This is a genomic window from Amycolatopsis xylanica, from assembly GCF_900107045.1.
Classification (GTDB): Bacteria; Actinomycetota; Actinomycetes; order Mycobacteriales; family Pseudonocardiaceae; genus Amycolatopsis; species Amycolatopsis xylanica.
This window is the reverse complement of the sequence record NZ_FNON01000005.1, coordinates 503,286-527,279: the sequence shown is the minus strand read 5'-3', so window position 1 is coordinate 527,279 and position 23,994 is coordinate 503,286. Positions and strand designations below refer to the sequence as shown.

General features: G+C 68.8%; 22 protein-coding genes. 10 read left to right on the top strand and 12 right to left on the bottom strand.

The window, feature by feature from the left end; translation table 11 throughout:
- Positions 1 to 85 precede the first annotated feature (85 nt).
- Positions 86 to 1,663, top strand: coding sequence for a hypothetical protein (locus BLV57_RS25305; RefSeq protein WP_091292715.1), 1,578 nt, complete (start codon positions 86 to 88; stop codon positions 1,661 to 1,663).
- Here BLV57_RS25305 and BLV57_RS25300 read toward each other — a convergent pair.
- The 3 genes from BLV57_RS25300 to BLV57_RS25290 all read right to left on the bottom strand — a co-directional run bounded on the left by BLV57_RS25300 (position 1,644) and on the right by BLV57_RS25290 (position 4,791).
- On the bottom strand, positions 1,644 to 3,617 hold the full coding sequence (locus tag BLV57_RS25300; protein ID WP_091292713.1) for an NB-ARC domain-containing protein: 1,974 nt from the start codon (positions 3,615 to 3,617) through the stop codon (positions 1,644 to 1,646). The two genes, BLV57_RS25305 and BLV57_RS25300, sit on opposite strands and share 20 nt — an antisense overlap.
- A gap of 110 nt (positions 3,618 to 3,727) precedes the next feature.
- Positions 3,728 to 4,378: a C39 family peptidase gene (locus BLV57_RS25295; RefSeq protein ID WP_091292711.1), complete on the bottom strand. Its 651-nt coding sequence runs from the start codon at positions 4,376 to 4,378 to the stop codon at positions 3,728 to 3,730.
- 29 nt (positions 4,379 to 4,407) lie between these two features.
- On the bottom strand, positions 4,408 to 4,791 hold the full coding sequence (locus tag BLV57_RS25290; protein WP_091292709.1) for a hypothetical protein: 384 nt from the start codon (positions 4,789 to 4,791) through the stop codon (positions 4,408 to 4,410).
- A gap of 184 nt (positions 4,792 to 4,975) precedes the next feature.
- On the opposite strand from BLV57_RS25290, the gene BLV57_RS25285 reads away from it, so the two are divergent.
- Positions 4,976 to 5,827 carry a class A beta-lactamase-related serine hydrolase gene (locus BLV57_RS25285; RefSeq protein ID WP_245757510.1) on the top strand — a complete coding sequence of 284 codons (852 nt, stop codon included), beginning with the start codon at positions 4,976 to 4,978 and terminating at the stop codon, positions 5,825 to 5,827.
- Here BLV57_RS25285 and BLV57_RS25280 read toward each other — a convergent pair.
- Positions 5,809 to 6,804 carry an ArsR/SmtB family transcription factor gene (locus BLV57_RS25280; RefSeq protein ID WP_176968800.1) on the bottom strand — a complete coding sequence of 332 codons (996 nt, stop codon included), beginning with the start codon at positions 6,802 to 6,804 and terminating at the stop codon, positions 5,809 to 5,811. The genes BLV57_RS25285 and BLV57_RS25280 overlap by 19 nt on opposite strands.
- 259 nt (positions 6,805 to 7,063) lie before the next feature.
- On the opposite strand from BLV57_RS25280, the gene BLV57_RS25275 reads away from it, so the two are divergent.
- Genes BLV57_RS25275 through BLV57_RS25250 form a run of 6 tightly spaced genes read left to right on the top strand, consistent with a single transcriptional unit; the run spans position 7,064 to position 12,534 of the window.
- Complete coding sequence (locus BLV57_RS25275; RefSeq protein WP_091292706.1) at positions 7,064 to 8,527, top strand: purine-cytosine permease family protein; 1,464 nt, start codon at positions 7,064 to 7,066, stop codon at positions 8,525 to 8,527.
- Positions 8,528 to 8,576: 49 nt separating this feature from the next.
- Positions 8,577 to 9,878, top strand: a complete 1,302-nt coding sequence (locus BLV57_RS25270) for an MFS transporter (protein ID WP_091292704.1) — start codon at positions 8,577 to 8,579, stop codon at positions 9,876 to 9,878.
- Positions 9,879 to 9,926: 48 nt separating this feature from the next.
- Entirely contained in the window at positions 9,927 to 10,451 is a 525-nt protein-coding gene (locus BLV57_RS25265; RefSeq protein ID WP_091292702.1) for a GNAT family N-acetyltransferase, read from the top strand.
- A gap of 31 nt (positions 10,452 to 10,482) precedes the next feature.
- Positions 10,483 to 11,118, top strand: a complete 636-nt coding sequence (locus tag BLV57_RS25260) for a GNAT family N-acetyltransferase (protein ID WP_091292701.1) — start codon at positions 10,483 to 10,485, stop codon at positions 11,116 to 11,118.
- Between the two features lie 10 nt (positions 11,119 to 11,128).
- Positions 11,129 to 11,572, top strand: a complete 444-nt coding sequence (locus tag BLV57_RS25255) for a nucleoside deaminase (RefSeq protein WP_091292699.1) — start codon at positions 11,129 to 11,131, stop codon at positions 11,570 to 11,572.
- Complete coding sequence (locus BLV57_RS25250) at positions 11,569 to 12,534, top strand: isopenicillin N synthase family dioxygenase (protein WP_091292698.1); 966 nt, start codon at positions 11,569 to 11,571, stop codon at positions 12,532 to 12,534. Before BLV57_RS25255 ends, BLV57_RS25250 begins: the two co-directional genes overlap by 4 nt.
- 11 nt (positions 12,535 to 12,545) lie before the next feature.
- Here BLV57_RS25250 and BLV57_RS25245 read toward each other — a convergent pair whose 3' ends face one another.
- Both BLV57_RS25245 and BLV57_RS25240 read right to left on the bottom strand, forming a co-directional pair.
- Positions 12,546 to 13,865 (bottom strand): GGDEF domain-containing protein, encoded by a 1,320-nt coding sequence (locus tag BLV57_RS25245; RefSeq protein WP_245757509.1) that lies wholly within the window; start codon positions 13,863 to 13,865, stop codon positions 12,546 to 12,548.
- Between the two features lie 179 nt (positions 13,866 to 14,044).
- On the bottom strand, positions 14,045 to 15,271 hold the full coding sequence (locus tag BLV57_RS25240) for an MFS transporter (RefSeq protein WP_245757508.1): 1,227 nt from the start codon (positions 15,269 to 15,271) through the stop codon (positions 14,045 to 14,047).
- Positions 15,272 to 15,506: 235 nt separating this feature from the next.
- Between BLV57_RS25240 and BLV57_RS25235 the strand changes: the two genes are divergently transcribed.
- Positions 15,507 to 16,457: a chitinase gene (locus BLV57_RS25235; protein WP_091292696.1), complete on the top strand. Its 951-nt coding sequence runs from the start codon at positions 15,507 to 15,509 to the stop codon at positions 16,455 to 16,457.
- 123 nt (positions 16,458 to 16,580) lie between these two features.
- On the opposite strand, the gene BLV57_RS25230 is transcribed toward BLV57_RS25235, so the two are convergent.
- On the bottom strand, positions 16,581 to 17,579 hold the full coding sequence (locus BLV57_RS25230) for an NADP-dependent oxidoreductase (RefSeq protein WP_091292694.1): 999 nt from the start codon (positions 17,577 to 17,579) through the stop codon (positions 16,581 to 16,583).
- 97 nt (positions 17,580 to 17,676) lie between these two features.
- On the opposite strand from BLV57_RS25230, the gene BLV57_RS25225 reads away from it, so the two are divergent.
- On the top strand, positions 17,677 to 19,035 hold the full coding sequence (locus BLV57_RS25225; protein WP_176968799.1) for a purine-cytosine permease family protein: 1,359 nt from the start codon (positions 17,677 to 17,679) through the stop codon (positions 19,033 to 19,035).
- A 75-nt stretch (positions 19,036 to 19,110) separates the two neighbouring features.
- On the opposite strand, the gene BLV57_RS25220 is transcribed toward BLV57_RS25225, so the two are convergent.
- The 5 genes from BLV57_RS25220 to BLV57_RS25200 form a co-directional block, all read right to left on the bottom strand.
- Positions 19,111 to 19,371, bottom strand: a complete 261-nt coding sequence (locus BLV57_RS25220) for a hypothetical protein (protein ID WP_091292691.1) — start codon at positions 19,369 to 19,371, stop codon at positions 19,111 to 19,113.
- 86 nt (positions 19,372 to 19,457) lie between these two features.
- Positions 19,458 to 20,063 (bottom strand): TetR/AcrR family transcriptional regulator, encoded by a 606-nt coding sequence (locus BLV57_RS25215; RefSeq protein WP_091292690.1) that lies wholly within the window; start codon positions 20,061 to 20,063, stop codon positions 19,458 to 19,460.
- Entirely contained in the window at positions 20,060 to 20,887 is an 828-nt protein-coding gene (locus BLV57_RS25210) for an SDR family oxidoreductase (protein WP_091292688.1), read from the bottom strand. The genes BLV57_RS25215 and BLV57_RS25210 overlap by 4 nt, the downstream gene beginning before the upstream one ends.
- Before the next feature lie 10 nt (positions 20,888 to 20,897).
- Positions 20,898 to 22,055: an acyl-CoA dehydrogenase family protein gene (locus BLV57_RS25205; protein ID WP_091292687.1), complete on the bottom strand. Its 1,158-nt coding sequence runs from the start codon at positions 22,053 to 22,055 to the stop codon at positions 20,898 to 20,900.
- A gap of 2 nt (positions 22,056 to 22,057) precedes the next feature.
- A complete protein-coding gene (locus BLV57_RS25200) occupies positions 22,058 to 23,992 on the bottom strand; it encodes an acetyl/propionyl/methylcrotonyl-CoA carboxylase subunit alpha (RefSeq protein ID WP_091292685.1) in 1,935 nt (644 codons plus the stop codon).
- Positions 23,993 to 23,994 lie beyond the last annotated feature (2 nt).

Sequence of the window (23,994 nt, the reverse complement as noted above, 5' to 3'; positions counted from 1 at the left end):
CCGGCGGCTATCATGATCGCTTGTGTCGACCGCCCCAGCACCACCCCGGACCAGCAGGTGGTCGACCCGTCCGGCAAGCCGGTCGGTGCTCGCGATCGCCCACAACGTGACCGCCGCGACCCGGCTGTTCGACGCGCTGAACCTGCTCGGCGCCGACGACCGGATCGGCATCGACTTCACCAGCACCGGCTCGTCCGCGTTCGACCACGGGACCACCGAGTTCCTCGACGCGCGCGGGGTCAAGCGGATCGCGTGGGACCAGGCTCTCGAGCGCGAGTTCGATCTGTGCGTGTCCGCCAGCCACGGCGGCGACCTGCATCTTCTGCGGTCGCCTTTGTTGATCATTCCCCATGGAATGGGATATAATAAATACCTGGCCCGGAAAACGGAAAACGGAAAACGGAAAACGGTTTTCGGTTTGTCGGCGGAGTGGCTTCTGCACGAAGGCAAGCTCATCCCGTCAACACTGGCGCTCTCCCACACCGAACAACTGCACCGGCTCGAACGCGCCTGCCCCGAGGCGGTTCCCCACGCGCTGATAGCCGGAGACCTCTGCCTCGATCAGCTCACGGCCGCCATGCCGCTGCGCCCGAGCTACCGGCGCGCGCTCGGCGTGCCCGGCTCGGCGAAACTGCTCGTCGTCTCGTCCACCTGGGGCCCGGATTCGTTGCTGGGCCGCCATCTCGAGCTGCCGCGAAGACTCGCCGAGACGCTCCCCGTCGACGAGTACCGGGTCGCGGTCGCACTGCACCCCAACATCTGGTACCGCCACTCGGTCTGGCAAGTACGGCACTGGCTGGCCTCGTGCGCCCGCGCCGGCGTGACCGTCCTGTCCGATGTGGACGATTGGCGGGCGGCTCTCGTCGCGGCCGACCTGATCGTCGGCGATCACGGCTCGGTCCCGTTCTATGGTGCGGCGCTGGGCCTTCCGGTCCTGCTCGCCGCCGCGCCCGAGCACACCGTGGCGCCGGACTCGCCGATCGCACAGCTGCTGTCCGCTGCTCCCCGGCTCACCACGGACGCCGACCTCCCGCAGCGGGTCGCCGCGGCGATCGAGGACCATGATCCGGGGAAGTACCGGACGATCACCGCGCAAGCGACCTCCGTTCCCGGCCGGGCGGCCGCCTTGCTGCGCACCGAGATGTACCGGCTCATGAACCTGCCCGAGCCGTCGTCCGAGGCCGAGATCCCGCCGTTGCCGCTCCCGGCCCGCCCCCTCACCCGGACGGCTTCCCACCTCGTGCTCGCCCGGCTCGACGCCGAACGCACCGCCCGGCTGACCCGTTTTCCCGCGGAACGCCTGCATTCCGGCGACGACGCGCCGCGCGGCTGCCATCTCGCCGTCACCGTGCACGAGCCACGGCACCGCTGGCTGGAACTCGCCGACGTGCTCATCGGCGGCCTGGGCGAGGACACCGTCCACTGGATCGCCGACACGCTGCGCCGCCTGCCGGGGTGCGCGCTCGCCACCGCGCCCGAGTCGCCCGGGAGCTGGCTGCTCGGCGATCAGCACGGCACGATCCTGGAGGTCCAAGGGGACGGCGCGCTCTTCGCGTCGGTCGCCTACCAGGCCATCGCCGAAGGCTCGCCCCTCGCTTCCTTGACCGGCACCTGGCAGCTGCACACCGGCACGGACACGGAAGTCACCGTGGCAAAGCGCTGATCTTGGCTCCGATCCGTTCCGCCAGCGTCGCGAACCCGAGGCGTTCGTAGCAGCTCAATGTCGCTTCGTAGCAAGCGAGCGCGGCCTGCGGTTCGCCGACCTTCGCGGCCAGATCACCGAGCGCGTCTTGGATCTCCGCCTCGTCGAAGTGACGGCCACGCTCGGACATGACGACCAGAGCACGCTCCAAGGCGGGACGAGCTGCCTCGGTGTCGCCCTTGTCCAGCAGCTTCTTTCCCGTCCACAAGTCGACTTTGGCCACGTTCTCCACCTCGTTCCTCTCCCGGAAGGTGGACGCGGCCAGCCGCAGCAAGTCCAGCGCGGTTTCGGGCGACTCCGCTTTCGCGAGGTGGAATCGCGCGAGCGCGAGCCGCCGTTCCTCGGCGATACCCGACGCGATCTCAAGATTGCGCGCCAAGAGCAGCCCCGCCTGCTCGACATTGCCGCGAGCGAGCTCGGCCAGGCCGAGCCCTTCCGCCGCGGTCGCCTCAAGCTCTTCGTCGCGTGCTTCCTTGGCCAGTTCCAGGCCGGTCCGGAAGGCGTCCACCGCTTCGTCGAGGTCTCGCAGCCAGTAGTGGCCGAACGCCAGTTGCGTGTGCAGCAGGCTGCGCACGCCGACCTCGGACGACCGGCATGCCTTCAGCCCGAGCCGATGCACCGCGAACAGGTCGTCGACGTACTGCTTTTCCTTCTCGTAGAAGGGCCACAAGAGCACACACCACTGGGCGACCCGGTCGGCTTCGCCCACCTCGGCGAGGAATTCGATCGCGGCACGCAGGTTCAGCCGCTCGTCACGCAACCATTCCCGCGCCTGAGCTTCATCGTCGAATGTGGAGCGGGGACGTAACTCGGGAAAGAACTTGCGGCGCCACGGCCGCCCAGGCGCGAGCCGGTGATCGGCGTCCACCGACCGCTGGTGATAGAAGTCCAGCAGCCGCCCGACTTCGGCGTCACGATCCTGTTCGGACCGGGTGTCCAGATCTTCGGCGTGCAGCTGGACCGCTTCGCGAACGCGGAACCGGCGCTCCGAAATCGGCTCGACGAGATGAGCTTCCAGCAGTTCATCCATCGCTTCGACGATTTCGTACTCGGGCAGCCGCAGCACCGCCGCGAGCGCGGCCACGCTGATGGCACTCGTCCGAGGCCGCAGCCCGAACGCCCGGTAGACGGTCTGCGCCGCTTCACCGAGTTGACGGTGTGCCGCGGTGAACACCGCACGGACCGAAAGCTCGCCGCCCGAGAGCGTGTCCAGCCGACGGCGTTCGTCCCGCAGCCGCTCGACCATGGTCGCGAACGTCCGCGACCGGTTCCGCCGCATCATCGCGCCGACCACGCACAACGCGATCGGCAGGTACCAGCACAGCCTGACTACCTCGGCCACGGCATCCGGCTCGGCCTCGACCCGCTCCGCCCCGGCCAGCCGGGCCAGCAGGTCCGTCGCCGCTTCGGCCGTGAGCGGGCTCAGCTTCGCGGAGATCGGATCGTGGTCGGTGACCAGCGCGCTGAGCGAACGCCCCTCGGTCACCACGACGAGCGAATCCCCTTCGCCGGGCAGCAGCGTCCGAACCTGGCTCGCGGACGTGGCGCCGTCGAGGATCATCGCCAGCCTGCGCCCCCTGGTCAGCTTCTGGAACAGCACGCGCCGGGCGTCCAGGCGATCGGGGATCTCCCCCGTGGGCACGTCGAGTCCGAGCAGAAAGCCGTACAGCACCTCGGATTCGGCCCCGTCCTGCCCCAGCGCGCCGCTCAAATCCCCGACCAGGCACCCGTCGGGATACCGGTCCCCGACCCGGTAGGTGAACTCGGTGGCCGTCGCCGACTTCCCGACCCCGGCCTGGCCTTCGATGACCACCAGCTGGATCCCGGTGAGACCGTCCAGCTCGGCCGCCCAGCGCGCCATCTCCTCGTCGTGGTTGACGTAGCGCCGATTCCGCCCCGACCGCTGGTCGATCATCCCAACCCCCTCCGGCTAGGGGACGAGGGTACCGGCACCAGCACCCTCCGTCACCAGAGAGCGGGTCGTGCGCGTTGCGGGCGGTTAGAACCGCCCGCAACGCGCACGACTCAGGCCGAGTAACCCTTCGGCGGGATCAGGCTGGCCAGCTGGTCGAAGCTGAGCCAGTAGAGCTGGTTGCCCCCGAAGTTCGCCGGGTCGGCGATCTTGACCGACCAGTTCGAGCTGTCGTAGCCGATCACCGTGAAGTAGTGGTAGATCGTCTCGTTCGGGTAGCCCGGCGGGTGGTTGTTCGGCGGGGCGACGATGTTCGCGACGATCGCGTAGCCGTTGTTGATGTCGAGCACGATGTCGCGCCACAACAGGTCCCGCTGCGCCTGCGTCGGCGGGTCGTTGGGCATCTCCTTCGTCTCGTACCAGCCGACCCGGCCGCTGAGCACCCGGGTGACCTGGCCGATCCAGTCGGTGCCGTTGGTGGTCGTCGGCAGCTCGTTGGCGAGCTGCTGCTGGCTCGGCAGGTCGCCGGTCCGCGCCGAGAGCGCGATCCGGGTCGCGGCCGGGCCGCACCAGTAGCCGGTCTCCTGGACCTGGTACTGGATGTTGAGCTCGGCCGCTTCCTGGACGCCCTCGACCTTGGCGGGCGGGGCCATCGCCTTCACGGACGCGGGCCTCGGGACGACGTATTTGGTCGCCCCGGCCGGGGCGGCGATCAGCGCGGTCATGGCCAGCGCGGCCAGGACGGCGACTTTCAGTCGACGCATGGGTATTCCTCTCCCCAGTTCATGGAAATTCAGCAGCTTCCGGCGACGGCGTCCATGATGGAGCCGAACCGGCCGCGGCCGTAGACCGATTGGTAGTCACCGTCGTTCACCACTCGGGTTTCCTTGCCATTATCCGTGTAGGCGATGAAGCAACCCTTCGCCCTCGACTTGAACGAGTTCACGTTGTCGTGCAGATAGTCAGGCAGGTCTTGGTAGCCGGAGTTCGGGTCGTAGTCCCAGCGCTGGCCGGAGTTGAAGCTTTCGCCACTGTAGAGGCAAATGTAACCGGCCTTGCAGTAGGGGTCCTCCCCCGCCAGGCTCGCCGACGCCGGCGCGGCGAAAGCGATACCGGTCATGCTCAGACCGGTGAGTGTCAGCGCGAACAACGACAGTTTCCGGGAACGAACGGCCATCTTCTTGATTGCACCTTTCTCGCCAGTGATGTTCTCCCGACCGGAGCGACGTTAATGATCCGAGAAAAGTCTGTCAATTATTAACCGGTGAATTCCCATGCTATTCGATCAGGATTGAAAACCTTCTGAACCGGCCCGATCACATGCTAGGCATCTTCGGAAAGCCAACTCTGGGGAGATTAACATGAATATTGTTCGAAGCTTGTCCTTCCTGCTGGCCGGAACCGCGCTGGCCGCCTCGCTCGGCGGCGTCGCCGCGGCCGCGCCGAGTGCCCTTCCGGACGGGATGACCGCCGGCTACCTGGTGTTCGACCGCGTGACGGGCACATCCTCCGGGCGCGACGAGCACAAGAGGTTCCGGTCGGCCTCGGTCGTGAAGCTGCTCATCGCGCTGGACTACCTGGAGTCCCGCGGGCCGGACCAGGCGATCCCCGCCGACGATCGCGCCCTGCTCGAGCCGATGCTGCGGTCCAGCGACAACAACGGGGCCAACGTGTTCTGGGTCCGCGACGGCGGGAACGCGATCATCGACCGCATGGTGGCCAGGCTCGGCCTGCGGGAGACCGCGCCGCCGACCGTCGCGGGCATGTGGGGTTACACGGCGATCAGCGCGGCCGACGTGGTCAAGATCTACCAGTACCTCCTGACCACGGCCCACCCGAAGTACCGCGACTTCATCATGGGCAACCTGCGTCAGACCACCAAGTGCAGCCCGGACGGCTTCGACCAGTCCTTCGGCATCCCGAGCGCGTTGCCGAGGCCATGGGCGGTCAAGCAGGGTTGGTCCAAGTTCGGCGACCGGCCGGGGCCTGGTGAGGAGTGCGAAGGCGCCTACGGGCGGGCCGCCGCGGAACCGGACCTGGCCGACGGCGACGTCGACCTGGACAGCCGGGCCATGCACACCACCGGAACCGTCGGCCAGGACGACCGGACGATCGTGGCCGTGCTGACCCTGGAGCCGACGACCGTGTCATGGCGGGAGTCGGTCACCCGCATCACCGACCTGACCCGGTCCGTCTACGCGGGCGGCTCCTGAGCCGGCTGCGGGCGCCGATGCCGGAGGATGTCGGAGCCCAGCGCGGTGAGCCGGTGCAGCACCGCGACACCGGTCCGCTCGGTCGTGATGAGACCGGCGGCCCGCATGATCGAGGCGTGGTAGCTGGCGGTCGAGTTGGACAGCCCCAGCCGCCTGGCGAGCTCGGTCGTGGTGCACCCGCCGACGATCGCGCGCAGCGCTTCGGCACGGGTGGCGCCGATCAGCTCGGACAGCGGCTCCTCGGCCTTGGGCGGCGCGTCCGGCGCGCCGCCCGCCCGCCGCCGGACGGGGTAGACCAGCACGGGCGGCAGGTCGGGGTCGGCGAGCACGGTCGGGTTGCGGTGGCAGAAGTACGACGGGATGAGGCGCAGCCCGCGCCCGTTCAGCCGCAGCTCGCCGTCCACGTGGTCGCCCTCGACGCTCAGCACCGAGCCGCGCCAGGTGAGTGCCGGGTGCAGGCTGTTGAGCAGGCCCTCGGTGCCGTCGGTGAGCAGGACTTCGGTGCTGGCGGCGATATCGTCGTGCACGCTCCGCTCGACGACCGACCAGTGCGGCCGGAGCGCTTGGCCGTGGTAGCCCGCCAGCGCCGAGGCCAGGTCACGCAGCTCGTGCCGGTCACCGGTGGCGAGCGAGCGTGCCCACGCCGGCCACGCGGCGGCCCCGGACAGCAGGGACAGGTCACGGCGGAGCCGGTCCGGCGGGGTGCCGACCAGCGCGGCCAGCCCCGGCCCGAGCCCGTCCGCGGCCTGGGCGGGGGTGAGGAAGTCCGGCGAATAACCCCGGGGCGGCGCCAGCCGGAACAGGCCACGCACCGACGGCCCGACGGACACCCGGGACCGCCAACCCGTGAACCGGCGATCGGTGTCCGGGCTCTGGAGCACGTGCAGGCTGAGCAACGACTCCCACATCGGGTCCGGCCCACCGGCGAACGTGACCCTGGTCAGATCGGCGACCGAGAACTGGATGCGTAACCCCATGCTGGCTGACTCACCTTCCGGAGGAGACAAGGCCAGCTGGATCATGCCCAGGCCGCAGGCCCCGGGGAAGCACTTCGCTGTTGACAATGCCGGACAACAGCCTGGCAACAGGGCCTGACCAGCGGTTTTCACCCGCGACCAGCCGGGTCATTTCGTCCTCGCCAGCACGACGATTGGGACGGAACATCCCATGCCGGTCAGCGGCATCCCGAAGCTACGGTGACGCGAACCAACCCCCAGCCCGCCCCAGGAGGTACCGGTGAGCGACAAGATCACCGAGGTCGAGCAGCACGGGATCGCGCCGATCCCGCCGCGGGAGCAGACCTCGCGCCCGCGTGACCTGTTCCGGCTGGCCTTCGGCGGCGCGAACACCTTCGCCACCATCATCCTGGGCACGCTGCCGATCGCCTACGGGCTCAGCTTCTGGGCAGCCGTCGCCGCGACCGTCTCCGGGGTCCTGGTCGGCGCGCTCGTGCTCGCGCCGATGGCGTTGTTCGGGCCGCGGACGCGGACCAACAACGCGGTGTCGTCCGGCGCGCACTTCGGCGTCGTCGGCCGCTGCGTCGGTTCGTTCCTTTCGCTGCTGACGGCGATCACCTTCTTCGCGATCTCCGTCTGGGTCAGCGGCGACGCGGTCGCCGGCGCCGCGCAGCGCCTGTTCGGCTTCGACGGCGGCCCCGCGCTGCGCGGCGTCGCGTACGGGCTGATCGCGATCGCCACGCTCGTGGTCTGTATCTACGGCTACCGGTTCATGCTGCTGGTCAACCGGATAGCGGTCGTGCTCGGCACGGCGATCATGCTGCTCGGGATCTTCGCGTACGGCGGCAGGTTCGACCCCGGCTTCGGCGGCACCGGGACGTACGCGCTCGGCACGTTCTGGCCGACGTTCATCCTCGCCGCGCTCACCGTGCTGGCCAACCCGATCTCCTTCGGCGCCTTCCTCGGCGACTGGGCGCGCTACATCCCCGCGCGCTACAGCACCCGCTCCCTGCTGGCCGCCCCGTTCCTCGCCCAGGTGGCCACGCTGCTGCCGTTCGGCTTCGGCATCGCGACCGCGACGCTGGTCGCCGATCCGGCCGACTACATCGCCGGGCTCACCGCGATTTCCCCGCTCTGGTACGCGATCCCGCTGATCGCCGTGTCCCTGATCGGCGGCCTCTCCACCGGCACGACCGCGCTGTACGGCACGGGACTCGACTTCAGCTCGATCTTCCCCCGGCTCTCGCGGGTGCGGGCGACGCTGCTGATCGGCACGCTCAGCGTGGTCTTCATCTTCGTCGGCAACTTCGTGCTCGACATGGTCTCCAGCATCAACGCCTTCGCCACGCTGATCGTGCTCTGCACCTCGCCGTGGATGGTGATCATGATGATCGGTTTCGTGCAGCGGCGCGGTTTCTACGACGTCGAAGACCTCCAGGTGTTCAACGAAGGCCGCAAGGGCGGCCGCTACTGGTTCCACCGCGGCGTCAACTGGCGCGCCATGGCCGCCTGGATCCCCGCCACCGTGCTCGGCCTGCTCTTCGCGAACACGCCGATGATCGCGGGCCCGCTGCGCGGCGTCGCGGGCGGCGTCGACCTCAGCCTGGTCGTCACGCTGGTCACCGCCGCCATCGCCTACCCGGTGCTCACCAAGCTCTTCCCGGAGCCGGCCGAGGTATTCGGAGCCGGGGATACCGTCCAGTCGGTATCGATTCACCCGGATGAGACGTTGACCACATACTAAGCGGTTGCTAACTTCGCGGGACTCTCCGACCCGTTGAAGGGTGATCCCCATGGCAGCCACGCAGACCACCCCGGACCGGCAGCGCCGCCGGGCCGCCACCGCCGCCGCACTCGCCGCCTCGGTCGAGTGGTACGACTACTTCGTCTTCGGTATCGCGGCCGCGCTCGTGTTCGGCAAGACCTTCTTCCCGGCAGGCAATCCCGCGGCCGGGGTGCTGGCCTCGTTCGCCACCTTCGCCGTCGGGTTCCTGGCCAGGCCGCTGGGCGGGATCATCGCGGGCAACCTCGGCGACTCCCGCGGCCGCAAACCCGTGCTGGTCATGGCGATCGCGCTGATGGGCGTGGCGACCACCGCCATCGGCCTGCTGCCGACCTACGCGTCGATCGGCATCGCCGCGCCGCTGATCCTCGTGCTGCTGCGGCTGGTGCAGGGCATCGCGGTCGGCGCGCAGTGGGGCGGCGCGATGCTGCTCGCCACCGAGTACGCCCCGGAGGGCAAGCGCGGTCTCTACGGCAGCCTCGTCCAGCTCGGCGTCCCGATCGGGGTCGTGCTCGCGAACACGGTGTTCCTGGTCGCGTCGAAGGTCGCGCCGCCCGCGGACTTCCTGTCCTGGGCCTGGCGGATCCCGTTCATCGTCGGCGTGCTGGTGCTCGCGCTGGCCTGGTACATCCACAAGCGCGTCGACGAGACGCCGGAGTTCCGCAAGGCGGCCGAGGCCGCGGCCGCGCGCAAAGGGTCACCGCTGCGCGAGATCCTGCGCGAGCACCTCGGCACGGTCCTGCTCGCGGGCGGCTCGTTCGCCGTCAACACCGCGACGTTCTACATCCTGCTCACCGGGACGCTCGACTACGCGACCCGCGAACTCGGCATGTCCCGCACGACCGTGCTCACCGCGACCCTGATCATCAGCTGCAGCCAGCTCGCCATCATCCCGCTGGCGGCGGGCCTGTCCGACCGGATCGGCCGGATCAGGATCTACACCTTCGGCGCGGCCGGCCTGCTGCTCTGGGCGATCCCGATGTTCCTGCTGATCGACACGAAGTCACTGCTGTGGTTCGTGGTCGCCTCGTTCGTCGCCAGCCTGTTCCTCAGCATCATGTACGGCCCGCAGGCGGCGCTGTTCGCGGAGCTGTTCACGCCGGAGATGCGCTACACCGGCGCGTCGCTCGGCTACCAGCTCAGCGCGGTGGTCGGCGGCGGGCTCGCGCCGTTCATCATGGTGCTGCTGCTGGAATCCACCGGCTCGTCGCTGTCGGTCTCCGGCTACATCATCGTGCTCGCGATCGTGGCGCTGCTGTCGATCAGCGTGCTCGCCAAACGGGCGCGCGCGGCGGAGCGCGTCGACGCCTGAGCAACTCAGAAGCCGCCCGCCCGCGGTGCCCGCTCCTATCGTGGCCGGATGGACGATGAGCTGCCGTCGGTCGCCGGCGCGCTGATCCGGAACCCGGTGCCCGGCGACCACCCCCGCGTGCTGGCCGCCATGGACCGCTGGTGGGCCGGCTCCGGCGGGAAGGAACGCGCGCTGGTGCTGCCGCGGTTCTACTTCCAGCATTTCACCGGCGGCAGCGAGCTCGTCGAGCACGACGGGACGGTGATCGCCTTCCTGATCGGGTTCCTGTCGCAAAGCCGTCCCGGCGAGAGCTACGTCCACTTTTCCGGCGTCTCACCGGACTATCGCGGGCGCGGCATCGCCCAGCACCTGTACACGAGGTTCTTCGCCTACAGTGTCCGCAATGGACGGTCGGTGGTGCGCGCCGTGACACCGGCAGGCAACGCCGGGTCCTACGCGTTCCACACCGGCATCGGCTTCGTGGCGGAACCCGGGCCCGCCGAACTCGACGGCAGGCCTTACCAGCCGGACTACGACGGCCCCGGGTTCGACCGCGTCACGTTCCTCCGGCGGCTGGACGATTTAACCGCCTGAAGTTGTCGGTGGCCCGTGTCAGGATGACTTCATGGAAGATCACCTGGTGCGGGCCTGGGTGCATGGCTGGGCGGCGTCCCGGCAGACCAGCGCCCCCGTGACGGAGCCCGACGGCTGGCGCATCGACGTCGGCCTGCCCGACCACCGCGTGCGGTACATCCTGCCCTCCGCCGACCCGGATCTGGTGCGGGCCAGGGTGGCCGGGCTGAGCGAGCAGGGCACGTGGCTCAAGGTCTTCGGGAACGTGCAGGCCACGCTCATGCCCGGCTGGACGAACGACGAGCCCGGCTACCTCATGACCATCGGACTCGGCCACGTCGAACAGGCCGCCTTGCCGGACGGCTACCGGCTGGAGGTGAAGGACGGCGGCGACCGGGCCGAGGCTGTCGTCTACGCCGCCGACGGCGAGATCGCGGCACGCGCGCAGACCGGGCTCGCCGGCGACGCCGCCGTGCTCGACCAGGTGGTGACCGAGCAGGCGCACCGCAGGCGTGGGCTCGGCCGGGTCGTGATGGGCGCGCTGAGCGGGTTCGCCCATGACGCGGGCGCGAGGACGGCCGTGCTGGCGGCCACCGACGACGGGAGGGCGTTGTATCTGGCACTCGGCTGGACGGAGGTCCGGCCGCTGACCGGGGCGTGGCTTGCCAAAGCGAGGGGCGGGCACTAACAGTGGACCCATGAACGAGTCACTGCTCGCCGTCGCCCGTGAGGAGGCGCTGCTCGGCAAGGCCGAAGGCGGCGTCCCGATCGGCGCCGCGCTGTTCACCCTGGACGGCAGGCTGCTCGGCCGCGGCCACAACCGGCGGGTCCAGGACGGCGATCCGTCGCTGCACGCGGAGACGGCCGCGTTCCGCGACGCCGGGCGGCGGCCGCACTACCGCGACACGATCATGGTCACCACGCTCTCGCCGTGCTGGTACTGCAGTGGCCTGGTGCGGCAGTTCGGGATCCCGCGGGTGCTGATCGGCGAGGCGCGCACGTTCCACGGTGGCCACGACTGGCTCGCGGAGAACGGCGTCGGCGTGACCGTGCTCGAGGACGAGGTGTGCGTCGGCCTGATGACCGAGTTCATCAAGACGCGCCCGGAACTGTGGTTCGAAGACATCGGGGAGGAACTGTGAGCGAGGCCGTTCCGCTGGTCGACCTGACCCCGTGGTTCGAGGGAAGCGCCGACGGCAAACGGGAGGTGGCCGCCAGGATCGACGAAGCGCTGCGTGAGTCCGGGTTCCTGATGATCACCGGCCACGGTGTCTCGTCCGAAGAGCGCGCCACGACCAGGAAACTCGCGCGGGCGTTCTTCGGCCTGCCCGCCGAAACCAAGGCGCCGTACGCCGTCTCGGTCGGCGGCCGGGGCTGGCTGCCGCCCGGCGTCGAGGCGAACGGGTACGCCGAGGGCACGCCCACTCCCCCGGACCTCAAGGAGTCCTACTCGGTCGGCGCCTCCGACCAGGTCGGTGTCCCCGAGATCGACGCGTTCTGGTTCCAGCCCAACGTCTGGCCGTCCGAAGTGCCCGGCTTCGCCGACGCGGCCACCGGCTACATGCGACGGATGCGCGCGCTTTCCGACGAGCTCCTGACCATCTTCGCGGCCGCATTGGACCTGCCTGCCGACCATTTCACCCGGCACACCGGACACCCGACGTACACGTTCAACATCAACTGGTACCCGCCGATGACCCACGTCGGCACCCCGGAGCCCGACCAGTTCCGCATCGGCCCGCACACCGACTTCGGCACGGTCACCATCCTCGACCGCCAGGCAGGCGTCGGCGGACTGCAGGTCTACACCTCCGACGGCCGCTGGGTCGACGCCCCCTTCGACCCCGACGCCTTCACGGTCAACATCGGCGACCTGATGGCCCGCTGGACCGGCGACCGCTGGCGCTCGACCCGGCACCGCGTCCTCCCGCCCGACGCCTCGGCCCCCGACGAAGACCTGGTCTCGCTGATCTTCTTCTACGAGACCGATCACGACGCGCGGATCTCTTCACTGGGACCGCCCTTGGGCCACACGGCCTACCCGGAGGTCGTCGCTTCCGAATACCTGCACGAAAAACTGGCGGCCATCACGGTCTCGGACTGATCCCGGTCCGCTCAGGCGACGTCTTCGCGGATCGACGGCTCGTGCCTGTCGTAGCCGACCGTGCGGTTGCGGCCCGCGGTTTTGGCTTGGTACAAGGCTTTGTCGGTGACCTTGATCAGCCCGTCCAAAGTGCCCGCGTCGCGCGGGTGCGCGGCGACGCCGATCGACACCGTCACGCCCACCTTGTGCGGATCGCCCGCCGCGACCGAAACCGTGGTCGCCGCGACCCGGCACCGGATCCGTTCCGCGATCGCCAAGGCGTCGAACCGGCTCGTGTCCGGCAAGAGCACGACGAACTCTTCGCCGCCGAAGCGCCCGACGAGATCGCCCGCCCGCAACTCGGCGCGCAAGGTGTCCGCGACCGCCCTCAAGACACTGTCCCCGACCAAATGTCCATGCCGGTCGTTCACCAGCTTGAAATGGTCGAGGTCCAGCATGAGCACACTCGTGGTCCCGCCGGGACGCCGTGGCCGGGAAAGCTCCACAGCGGCGGCCTCGGCCCACGAGGAAGCGTTGAGCAGACCCGTTTTGGCGTCGGCGCGGGCCTGGTCTCGCAATTGCCTGATCAGCACACTCCGGTGCAGCACCAGCGTGATCCCCAAGATGAGCAGCAGCGCGACCGGCCAGTCCACGAGCGCCCAGGCGAGCACGATGCCGAGCGCGATGGTCGCCGACTCGAGCGCGTAGTCGGCGGGGGTGCCCATCGCCTCACGCAAGCGCACTTCGGGAGTCGTGCCGAACACCGCGAGCGTGATCAGGATCGTGTTGCTCACCAAGAAGATCGCGCCCGCGCCGACCAGGCGCAGGAAGGTGCCCAGGTCGTGCGGCCAGACCTCGGCGAAGGCGTGCCCGCCTGTCGACACCAGGAACCAATCCGCCAGAATGGCCGCGACCACCGCGGCGGCGGTGCTGAACATCCGGCGGTGCAAGGGATTGTGCTGGACCCTCGTCCACCGGTAGAAGTACGAGGTGCTGATCACGACTGCGGCGAGGCCGGGGTGCAGCAGCACCACGGCGGCGAACATCCAGACGGAGTTCAGGTCGATATGAGGCGTAGCGGCATAACGTTCTCGGATTCTTTCGATCGGCCTGGACATTTCGGTATAGACCAGGCTGCAAGTCATCAGCACCATGAAGGGCAGCAGGTTGCCCACACCGACTGGAGACGAGGAGAACGCGAAACCGGTCGCCACCACGGCCAGCACGTCGATGGCGAGGACATACCCCAGCACCACGCGGCCCGGTAGCTCCCACAGCGCCCATCGGCGTACGCGGAACGGCATCAGCCGTCCCGTGAACCCCTGTCCGCCACGGAGTCCGTGCGCGGTCATGACCTTTGGCTCCCCGCCATTCGAGCAACGTAGCCGAACGTATATCAACTGTCACTCGGTCATCCGGGGGCTTGCCAGACCGGTACACGGGAACGCTCCGTGAGCCATGAAAGGAGGTGAAGTGCCATGCGTGGACAGAACTGGTGAGCGCCGCCGATTACAGTGAGTCAAAGAGGCAGCTAGGGAAAGGTGCGGCGGGCTCGTCGCCAAGCGGCCGCCACCGGGAGCGCGACGAGCACTCCCACGGCCGCGACGACAGCCACCGTGAGCGCGGGTGAGCGCAGCACGGCGGCCAGCAGACCGCCCACCACCAAACCGACTCCCTGTGCCGCGATCAGGCCTGATCCGGCCAGCCCGAACGCCTGACCGCGTTCGGCGTCCGGCACCAGGCGCATGAAGGTGGCGGCCGCGGTGACCTGATACGCCGCACAGGCACCGGACGCCAGCAGCAGGCCGATCGCGGGCAGCAGACCCGGACGCAATGCGTAACCGACCAGCGGGACGATGGCCAAGACGGCCAGTACGCCGATCAGGCGTTGCCGCGTGCCGGGTGCGACCAGACGGCCGAACAGGAACACCCCGACGACGATCCCGGCGGGGTGCGCGGCGAGTAACAATCCGGCAGTGGCGGCCGTTCCGCCGATCTCGGCGGCATAGGGGACGGCCAGTCCTTCCGGGACGATGACGAAACCGGCGAGCCACGCCAGCATCACCAGCGACCGCAGCCGGGAGTCGCGCCAGATCGTGCGCGCGCCCGCCACCAGGCCCGCGAACAGCGAAATCCTTGTCCCGTCGGCGTTCGCTCCCGCCGCCGGGCGCGACCGGACCCCGAAGCGGATCACCAGCGCGGACACCGCGAACGTCACCGCGTCCACGGCAAGACCTTTACCCGGCCCGATGGCGGCGATGACCGCGCCGCCGAGCGCGAAGCCCGCGAGCTGTCCGGTTTGGCCGGTCATCTGCCGGATGGATTGCCCGGCGACGTACAGGTCGCCGCTGAGCACCGTCGGCATGATGGCCGCCTGCGCGGCGGTGAACGGCGCGTTGAGCAGCTGCGTCAGCACGAGCAGCGTCGCGAGCAGCCACAGCGGCAGCCCCGGGATCGCCATCAGCCCGACCAGCACCGCGCGCCCGGCGTCGGCGTTGACCATGACCGCCTTGCGGGGAAAGCGATCCGCGAGCCCGGACAGCAGCGGGCCGCCGATCAGGTCGGGCAGATAGGTCAGCGCGTACGTCAGCGCGGGCCAGGCCGCCGAGCCGGTACGGGTATAGACCAGCACCGACAGCGCGACGCGCGCCAGCTGGTCGCCGAAGACGGATTGCAGCTCGGCCAGCCAGATCGCCCGGAATTCGGGCACGGCCAGCACCGACCCGAAGCTCGCCGGTCGTTCCACCCCATCGGCCATGCACGTCTCCCAAGCACCGTGCCCACCCGGAACTCCCACGCATGGTACGCAACCGGACGCGCTAAGTGAACCTCCTTTAGTACGGTCAGCGCATTCGTTAAGAGCCTTGACATTAGATATTGGTCCAGTCCACTGTTAGGGCGCTCGCTTCGTTTGATACCGCCGGATCAAGCAACGAGGGCTTCCAACTGATGCACGTCGACGCTGACGTGCCGTTACTTTCCTTGGAGGACCGTTGAAGAAAGCACGCCGTCTGCTGACCGTCGCGAGTGCGGCTGCCGCCGCGATCGCCACCACCGTCGGCCTCGCGCCGTCGGCTTCGGCAGCACCGGACCCCATTCTCGCGTCTCCCTATCTGTACCAGTGGGAGGGACAGACGAGCCCCACCGCGGCGATGGACGCGACCGGCGTCAAGACGTTCACGCTCGCGTTCATGCTGTCCGACGGCGGCTGCAACCCCAAGTGGGACGGCAGCCGCTCGCTCACCGGCTCGGACAAGACGATGATCGACAACATCCGCGCCAAGGGCGGCGACGTGGTGCCGTCGTTCGGCGGCTGGTCGGGCACCAAGCTCGGCGCCAAGTGCACCTCGGCCTCGGCGCTGGCCGGCGCGTACCAGAAGGTCATCGACGCCTACAAGCTCAAGGCCATCGACCTCGACATCGAGAACACCGACGAGTTCGAGAACAACACCGTGCAGGACCGGATCCTCAACGCGGTCAAGCTGACCAAGGCCAAGAACCCGGGCCTGCGCGTGGTCATCACCATCCCGACCGAGGTCAACGGCCTGTCGGCGACCGGCAAGCGGCTGGTCAACCAGTCCAAGGTGATCGGCGCGAACATCGACGCGTGGTCGGTCATGCCGTTCGACTTCTCCAGCGGCGGCGACATGGTCGGCAAGACCAAGAGCGCGGTGGACGGACTGAAGAACCACCTCAAGTCCACGTTCGGCCTGTCCGACGACGCGGCCTACCGCAAGAGCGGCCTGTCCTCGATGAACGGCAAGACCGACAACGCGGGCGAGGTCGTCAGCGTCGCGAACTTCAAGTCGATCAGGGACTACGCGACCAGTCACCACCTGGCGCGCTTCACCTTCTGGGCGACCAACCGCGACTGCAACAACTGCGCGGGCATCTCCCAGGGCAAGTACGACTTCACCAAGGTCGTCGCCGGCTACACCGGCTGACCCCGGCTAAAAAAATCCCAATGTGGCATTGGTCAGTTTTCTGGCCGCCAATGTGGCTTTCGTCAGCTCGAAGCTGACGAAAGCCACATTGGGATTTTTTTCCGCGTCCGGGTGGGTGGGGCGTCAGAGGCGGACGATCATCTTGCCGGTGTTGGCGCCGTCCAGCATGTCGATGAACGCCTGCGGCGCGTTCCGGATACCGTCCACAAAGGTCTCGGTGTACTTGAGCCTGCCCGACCGCACGAGCGGGCCGACCTCGTCGAGGAACCGCGGCCGCAGTCCGAAGTGGTCGAGCACCAGCACGCCCCGCAGGGTCAGCCGTTTGCCCGTGATCATCCGGTAGTTGCGCAGCCCGTCCGGCTCGGCCGAGTTGTACTGCGAAATCGCGCCGCACAACACGATCCGGCCGTGCAGGTTCATCGTCTCGATCGCGGCTTCGAGGTGATCGCCGCCGACGTTGTCGAAGTACAGGTCGATCCCGTCCGGCGCGGCTTCGGCCAACTGGTCGAGCACGGGTGCGTCCTTGTAGTTGAACGCGGCGTCGAAACCCAGGTCCTCGACGAGATGGCGGACCTTCTCGGCCGAGCCCGCGCTGCCGATGACCCGCTTGGCGCCGCGCAGTTTCGCGAGCTGGCCCGCGACCGAGCCGACGGCGCCCGCCGCGCCGGACACGAACACCGTGTCGCCCTGCGCGAACCCGCCGACCTCGAACAGGCCCGAGTACGCGGTCAGCCCCGGCATGCCCAGCACGCCGAGATAGGCGCTCAACGGCGCGGCGTCACCGTCCACACTGGTCGCTTCGGACGCGTCGAGCACCGAATGGGTACGCCATCCGGCCCAATGCTGGACGAAATCACCGGCCGCGAACTCCGGGTGGTTTGAAACCACCACCTCGCCGACGGCACCGCCCTGGTACATCACGACACCGAGCTCATACGGCTCGGCATAGCTCTTGGCCGTGCTCATCCGGCCCCGCATGTACGGATCCACGCTCAGCACGTGGTTGCGCACGAGCACCTGACCGGGCCCGGCGACCGGGACATCCGTGTCCACAATGGAGAAATCGGACGGCACCGGTTTGCCATCCGGCCGCCTTACCAGACGGACCTCTGTTGCCACCACCGCAAAACCCCCAACCAGTTCGTGAAGCTCTCACCAGCGATAACATTCCTGCTGCGGCATGCTATTCCCGTACTCTTCGTCACCTATCATGTGCCGAATGTCGACCACCCCACCGGCTGAGGCCGAATACGGCGAAAAGATCGTCGCCGTCGAACCGGGCGGAATCGAGCAGGTCGATGCCGCCGACCGGCACGGCTCCCCCCGCCAGCTGTTCTGGACCTGGGCCTCCCCCAACCTCGAGTTCGCCACGATCTTCGTCGGCGTGCTGGCCGTTTCGGTCTTCGGGCTCACCTTCTGGCAGGCGGTGCTGGCCGTCGTGCTCGGCAACGCGCTCGGCTCGGTCACGCACGCCGTGCTCTCGGCCCGCGGTCCGGACCACGGTGTCCCGCAGATGGTGCTCGGCCGCATCGCCTTCGGCTATCGCGGGAACATCCTGCCCGCGGCGCTGATGTCGGTGATGGCCGGGATCGGCTGGTTCTCGGTCAACAGCGTGAGCGGCGCGTTCGCGCTGAACTCGCTGACCGGGCTGCCGGTGCTGAGCTGCCTCGTGCTGGTGGTCGCGCTGCAGGTGGTGATCGCCTTCTTCGGCCACAATCTGGTGCAGGCCTACGAGAAGTACGTTTTCGTGCTGCTCGCGGTCGTCTTCGCGGTGACCTCGGTCGTCATCTTCGTCAAGGCCGAGCCGAGTGCCGCGGCGGGCGGCGGTGGCATCGGCGGATTCCTGCTCACGCTGGGCGCCGCGTTCGGCTACACGGCGGGCTGGAACCCGTACGCCGCCGACTACACCCGCTACCTTCCGTCCACTGTGAACAGACGAGCCGTCGGCCTGTACGCCTCGCTCGGCCTGTTCCTGTCGACGACCATCCTGATGATCGTCGGCGCCGCGTCGGCCACCATCGGCGAAGGCGGCGAGGCGAACCCGACCACGGCGTTCACCCACCACCTGCCCGCCTTCCTGGCCGCGGCGACGCTGCTTTCGGTCACCCTCGGCGCGGTCGCCGCGAACGTGATCAACGTGTACTCGGGCGCGCTGTCCTTCCTCGCGCTCGGCATCAAGCTGCCGTTGAACTGGCGGCGCGCCGTCGTCTCGGTCGGCTACGGCGCCATCGGCTTCGCGCTCGCGTGGGCCGGGCTCGCCGACGCCGGGCACGCCTACGAGAGCTTCCTGCTCGTGGTCGCCTATTGGGTGAGCCCGTGGCTGGCCGTGCTGCTCGTCGACCAATACCTGCGGCGAGGCCAGGACGTCAGCGGGCTGTTCGCGGACCCGCGGCACAGCAACTGGCCGGGGTTCATCGCGTTCGTGGCCGGGCTGGTCGTGTCGATCGGGCTCTTCGCGAACCAGACGCTCTACACCGCGCCGATCCCCAAGGCGGTGCCCGCGATCGGCGACCTGACGTTCCTGGTCGGCTTCGTCATCTCGGGCGGGCTCTACGCCCTGCTTCGCCGCTCCCGCTAGCCGGGAAAGGCACAAGGGTGGCCCTTGTAACGCTCAGGGTTACAAGGGCCACCCTTGTGTGGTCCAGCCGCTCGGTCAGGCGGCGGTGGTGACGGCCAGCGCGGCGCGGCCTGCTTCGGTGAGCTCGGCGGGGACGCGGCCGGACACGGTCGTGGTGTCGGCGGGCTTGATGTAGCCGGCGCGGGCGAGGTCGTGCGCGGTGATCTGGTCGCAGCAGGCGAATCCGTCGATGAACAGGTCGGGCTCGCAGCTGCACGACATCTGCGCTCGGTGTGCGGCCACCGCCCTCAGCATCGCCATGGCACGGTGGGAAAGCTCGACTGCTGAACCGGACACCGGACTGAACCCTTCTCGTTCACCTAGCTACTTACAACGAGTTATCGCTCGCTGCGCCGAAAGTGTTAACGAGAATACGACGTTGTCTAGACCGAGGTGGTTCCGGCTACGTTCTGTTCCAACATGCGGGCCCACTGGCGCACGATCTGCTGACGTCTTTTCGTGTCGTCCGTAAGGAGATTAGCCAGGCCTAGGCCCCTGGCAAGATCCAGAGTGGCCTGAACCATTTCGCGGACGCCGTCGTGGGACTCGTCGACGCCCAGCAGGTCAACGGCCACTCTGTGTGCTTCCCGGCCGACCCGCGCCTCCAACGGCACGAGCGTGTCCCGCAGCGCCTGGTCAGTGGACCCGGCCACCCAGAGATGCAGTGCCGCGCGGAACATCGGGCCCGCGTAAAGGTTCAGCAACACCGAAGCCACGGTCTCGATACGGGACGGGCCCTCGGGCAGATCGGCCACCTGCGACCTGAGTTCCGACAGCTGGACCTCGCCGACGAGCTCGACGGCCGCGACCAGAAGGTCCTCGCGGGTGGGGAAATGATGCTGTGCCGCTCCCCGGGACACCCCGGCGCGCTCGGCGATGACCGCCACCGTCGTGCCGGTCCAGCCCAGCTCGCCGATGCACTCGACGGCGGCCTCGATCAGCCGCCGCCGCGTGGTCCGGCTGCGTTCCTGCTGCGGTTCGCGGATCATTCGACCCAGAAGTCCTTCTGCAGGTCCTCTTCGCGCTCGCAGAGGCGGTACTTCGCGAAGTCGGTGACGCCCTCGGCGGCGAGCACCTCGTCGTCGATGAAGAAGTGGCCGGTGACCTCGCGGCTGGGTTTCGTGAGGATCACGTGCGCGGCGTCGGCCATGATCTCCGGCGTCCGCGACCGGTCGGCCAGCTCGGCGCCGACCACGTTGCGGATCGCCGCCGTGTCGATGGTCGTGCGCGGCCACAGCGAGTTCGCCGCGATGCCGTCGCCTGCCAGTTCCGCCGAGAGGCCGACGGTCACCAGGCTCATCGAGTACTTCGCGATGCTGTACGCGAGGTGCCCGGCGGTGAACCACTTCGGGTCGAGGCTGATCGGCGGCGACAGCGTCAGGATGTGCGCGTTCGCCGACTTCTTCAGGTGCGGGATCGCCAGCTTCGACAGCAGGAACGAGCCGCGCGCGTTGATGTCCTGCATGAGGTCGTAGCGCTTCATGCTGACGTGTTCGGTCGGCGTCAGGTCGATGGCGCTCGCGTTGTTCACCACGATGTCGAGCCCGCCGAACTGCTCGACGGCCTTCGCGACCGCGGCGGCGACGCCCTCGTCGTCGCGGACGTCGCCGACGATCGGCAGCGCCTGGCCACCCGCCTCCTCGATGGCCTTGGCGGCGGTGTAGATCGTGCCGGGCAGCTTCGGGTGCGGCTCGGTGGTCTTGGCGAGCAGCACGACGTTCGCGCCGTCGCGGGCCGCGCGCAGCGCGATGGCCTCGCCGATCCCTCGGCTGCCGCCGGACATGATGAGCGTCTTGCCTGCGAGCGTGGTCAAAGCGGTCTCCTCAGTAGGACTTGGGCAGGCCGAGGCTGTGCTGGCCGACGAAGTTGAGCACCATCTCGCGGCTCACCGGCGCGATGCGGCCGAGCCGGACCGCGCCGACCAGCGTCCCCAGCCCGTACTCGGACGCGAGGCCGTTGCCGCCGTGGGTCTGCACGGCCTGGTCGACGGCGTGGATCGCGACCTCGGCGGCCGCGTACTTGGCCATGTTCGCGGCCTCGCCTGCGTTGAAGTCGTCGCCGGAGTCGTAGAGCGAACCGGCCTTCTGCGTCATCAGCTTCGCGAGTTCCAGCTCGATCTTGACCGCGGCGAGCGGATGCGCGAGCCCCTGGTGCGTGGCGATCGGGGCGCCCCACACTTGGCGTTCCTTGGCGTAGTTCACACCCTTGTCGAGCGCGTACCTGGCGATGCCGAGCGAGAACGACGCGCCCATGATCCGCTCGGGGTTGAGCCCGGCGAACAGCTGCGCGATGGCCGCGTCCTCGTCACCGACCAGCGCCTCGGCGGGCAGGTGCACGTCGTCGATGAACAGCGAGAACTGCTTCTCCGGCGAGACGAGATCCATCTCGATCTGCCGGTACTCGAAGCCGGGGCTGTCGGTCGGCACGATGAACAGCGCGGGCTTGAGCTTGCCGGTCTTGGCGTCCTCGGTGCGGCTGACGACCAGCACGGCGTCCGCCTCGTCGACCCCGGAGATGTAGACCTTCCGTCCATTGAGGACCCACTCGGAGCCGTCGCGCTGGGCGGTGGTGGTGATCTTGTGCGAGTTCGAGCCCGCGTCGGGCTCGGTGATCGCGAAGACCATCTTCGTGGTGCCGTCGGCGATCCCCGGCAGCCAGTGCTTCTTCTGGCTCTCCGTGCCGAACCGCGAGATCACCGTGCCGCAGATGGCGGGCGAGACGACCATGAGCAGCAGCGGCGCGCCCGCGGCGGCGAACTCTTCGAGCACCGCCGCGAGGTCCGCGATGCCCGCGCCACCGCCGCCGTACTCCTCGGGCAGGTTGACACCGAGGTAGCCGAGCCGCCCGGCCTCGTCCCACAGCTCGTTCGTCTTGCCGCCCGAGCGCGCCTGCTTGAGGTAGTACTCGTGGCCGAAGCTGGAGGCGAGCTCGAACGCCGCCTTGCGAAGCTCGGCCCGCTCGACCGGCTCATGGAAGTTCATCGTCATTGCTTCTCCTCGACCACTACGAGAACCGTGCCCACTTCTACCTGCTGTCCGGTTTGGACGCTCAACGCACTGACCACGCCGTCGGCGGGTGCGGAGATCCGGTGTTCCATCTTCATGGCTTCCAGCCACAGCAACGGGTCGCCCGCCTTCACCGCGTCCCCTGTGGACACCGCGACGCGCACGACCGTGCCCGGCATCGGCGCGACCAGCGACCCGGCGGCGAGCGCCGCGTCCGGGTCGGCGAACCGCGGCTCGGCCCGCAGCGTGACCGGCCCGAGCGCGGAGTCGACGTAGACCGTGTCGCCGTACTTCGCGACCTCGAACACCCGGCGCACACCGGCCACGTCGAGCACGACCCGGCCCGGCTCGGCACTGACGAGCGCGACGTCGTCGAATCCTTCCGCGCGCAGCCCGTCGCGGGTGAGCGCGTAGCCGATCTCGATGTCACCGAACCGCTTGCGCTGCAAGGCCGACCGCACGTTGCGCCAGCCGCTCGGCAATCGCCCGAGTGTCTTCGCCTCTGCCCGGTTGGCCGCCGAGTCCGCCAGCGCGGCGGCGAGCGCGGACAGTTTAGGGTCACTGTTCAGCGGCTGGGCGAGCGTGTCCAGGCCGTGCCGGTCGAAGAACGCCGTGTCGGTCTCTCCGGCCAGGAAAGAGTTGTGCCGCAGGATGTTCACGAGCAGGTCACGGTTGGTGACCAGGCCGTGGATCTTGGCGCCCGCGAGTGCCTTGGCGAGCCTGCGTGCGGCCTCGTTCCGGGTCGGCGCCCAGGCGATGACCTTGGCGAGCATGGGGTCGTAGTGCACGCCGACCACCGAGCCGTCGACGAAGCCCGAGTCGAGCCGGAGCCCGGGTCCGTGCTCGAACTCCAAGTCGACATCCGGCACCGCGAACCTGTGCAGCGTGCCGCTCTGCGGCTGCCAGCCTTCGGCCGGATCCTCGGCGTAGAGCCGGACTTCGATCGCGTGACCTGTCGACTGTGGAGGGTCGGCCGCGAGCTTCAGGCCTTCGGCGACCTGCAGCTGCAGCGAGACCAGGTCCACGCCGGTGGTGCACTCGGTCACCGGGTGTTCAACCTGCAGGCGGGTGTTCATCTCCAGGAAGTAGAAGCGGCCGTCCGGCCCGGCGAGGAACTCGACCGTCCCGGCGCCGACGTAGTCGATCGCCTTGGCCGCCTTGCGTGCCGCGTCGAACAGCTCTTCCCGCATCGCCGGGTCGACAAGCGGGGATGGCGCTTCCTCGACGACCTTCTGGTGCCGCCGCTGGATAGAGCATTCCCGCTCCCCCAGCGCCCACACGGTGCCGTGCTGGTCCGCGAGGATCTGGACCTCGATGTGCCGTCCGGCTTCCAGGTACGGCTCGCAGAACACGGTCGAGTCGCCGAACGCGGAACCGGCCTCGGCCCGCGCTCCCTCGACGGCTTCGGTCAGCTCGGCGAGCGCGCGGACCACGCGCATGCCGCGGCCGCCACCCCCGGCGGAGGCCTTGACCAGCAAGGGAAGATCGCGCTCGGTGACCTCGGCCGGGTCCAATTCGGACAGCACGGGCACGCCCGCGGCTGCCATCAGGCGTTTGGACTCCACTTTGGAGCCCATCGTCTCGATGGCCTCCGGCGGCGGGCCGACCCAGGTCAGGCCCGCGTCGAGCACGGCACGGGCGAACCCGGCGTTCTCCGACAGGAACCCGTAGCCGGGGTGGACCGCGTCGGCGCCTGCGTCGGCGGCCGCCTTGATCAGCAGGTCCGACCGCAGGTACGTCTCGGACGGCGCGTTGCCCGGCAGGCGCACGGCCGTGTCGGCCTCGTTCGCGTGCGGCAGCCCGGCGTCGGCGTCGGAGAACACGGCGACCGTGCCGATCCCGGCGTCGCGGCAGGTCCGGAAGACGCGGCGCGCGATCTCGCCGCGGTTGGCGACCAAGAGGTTCTGGATCACTG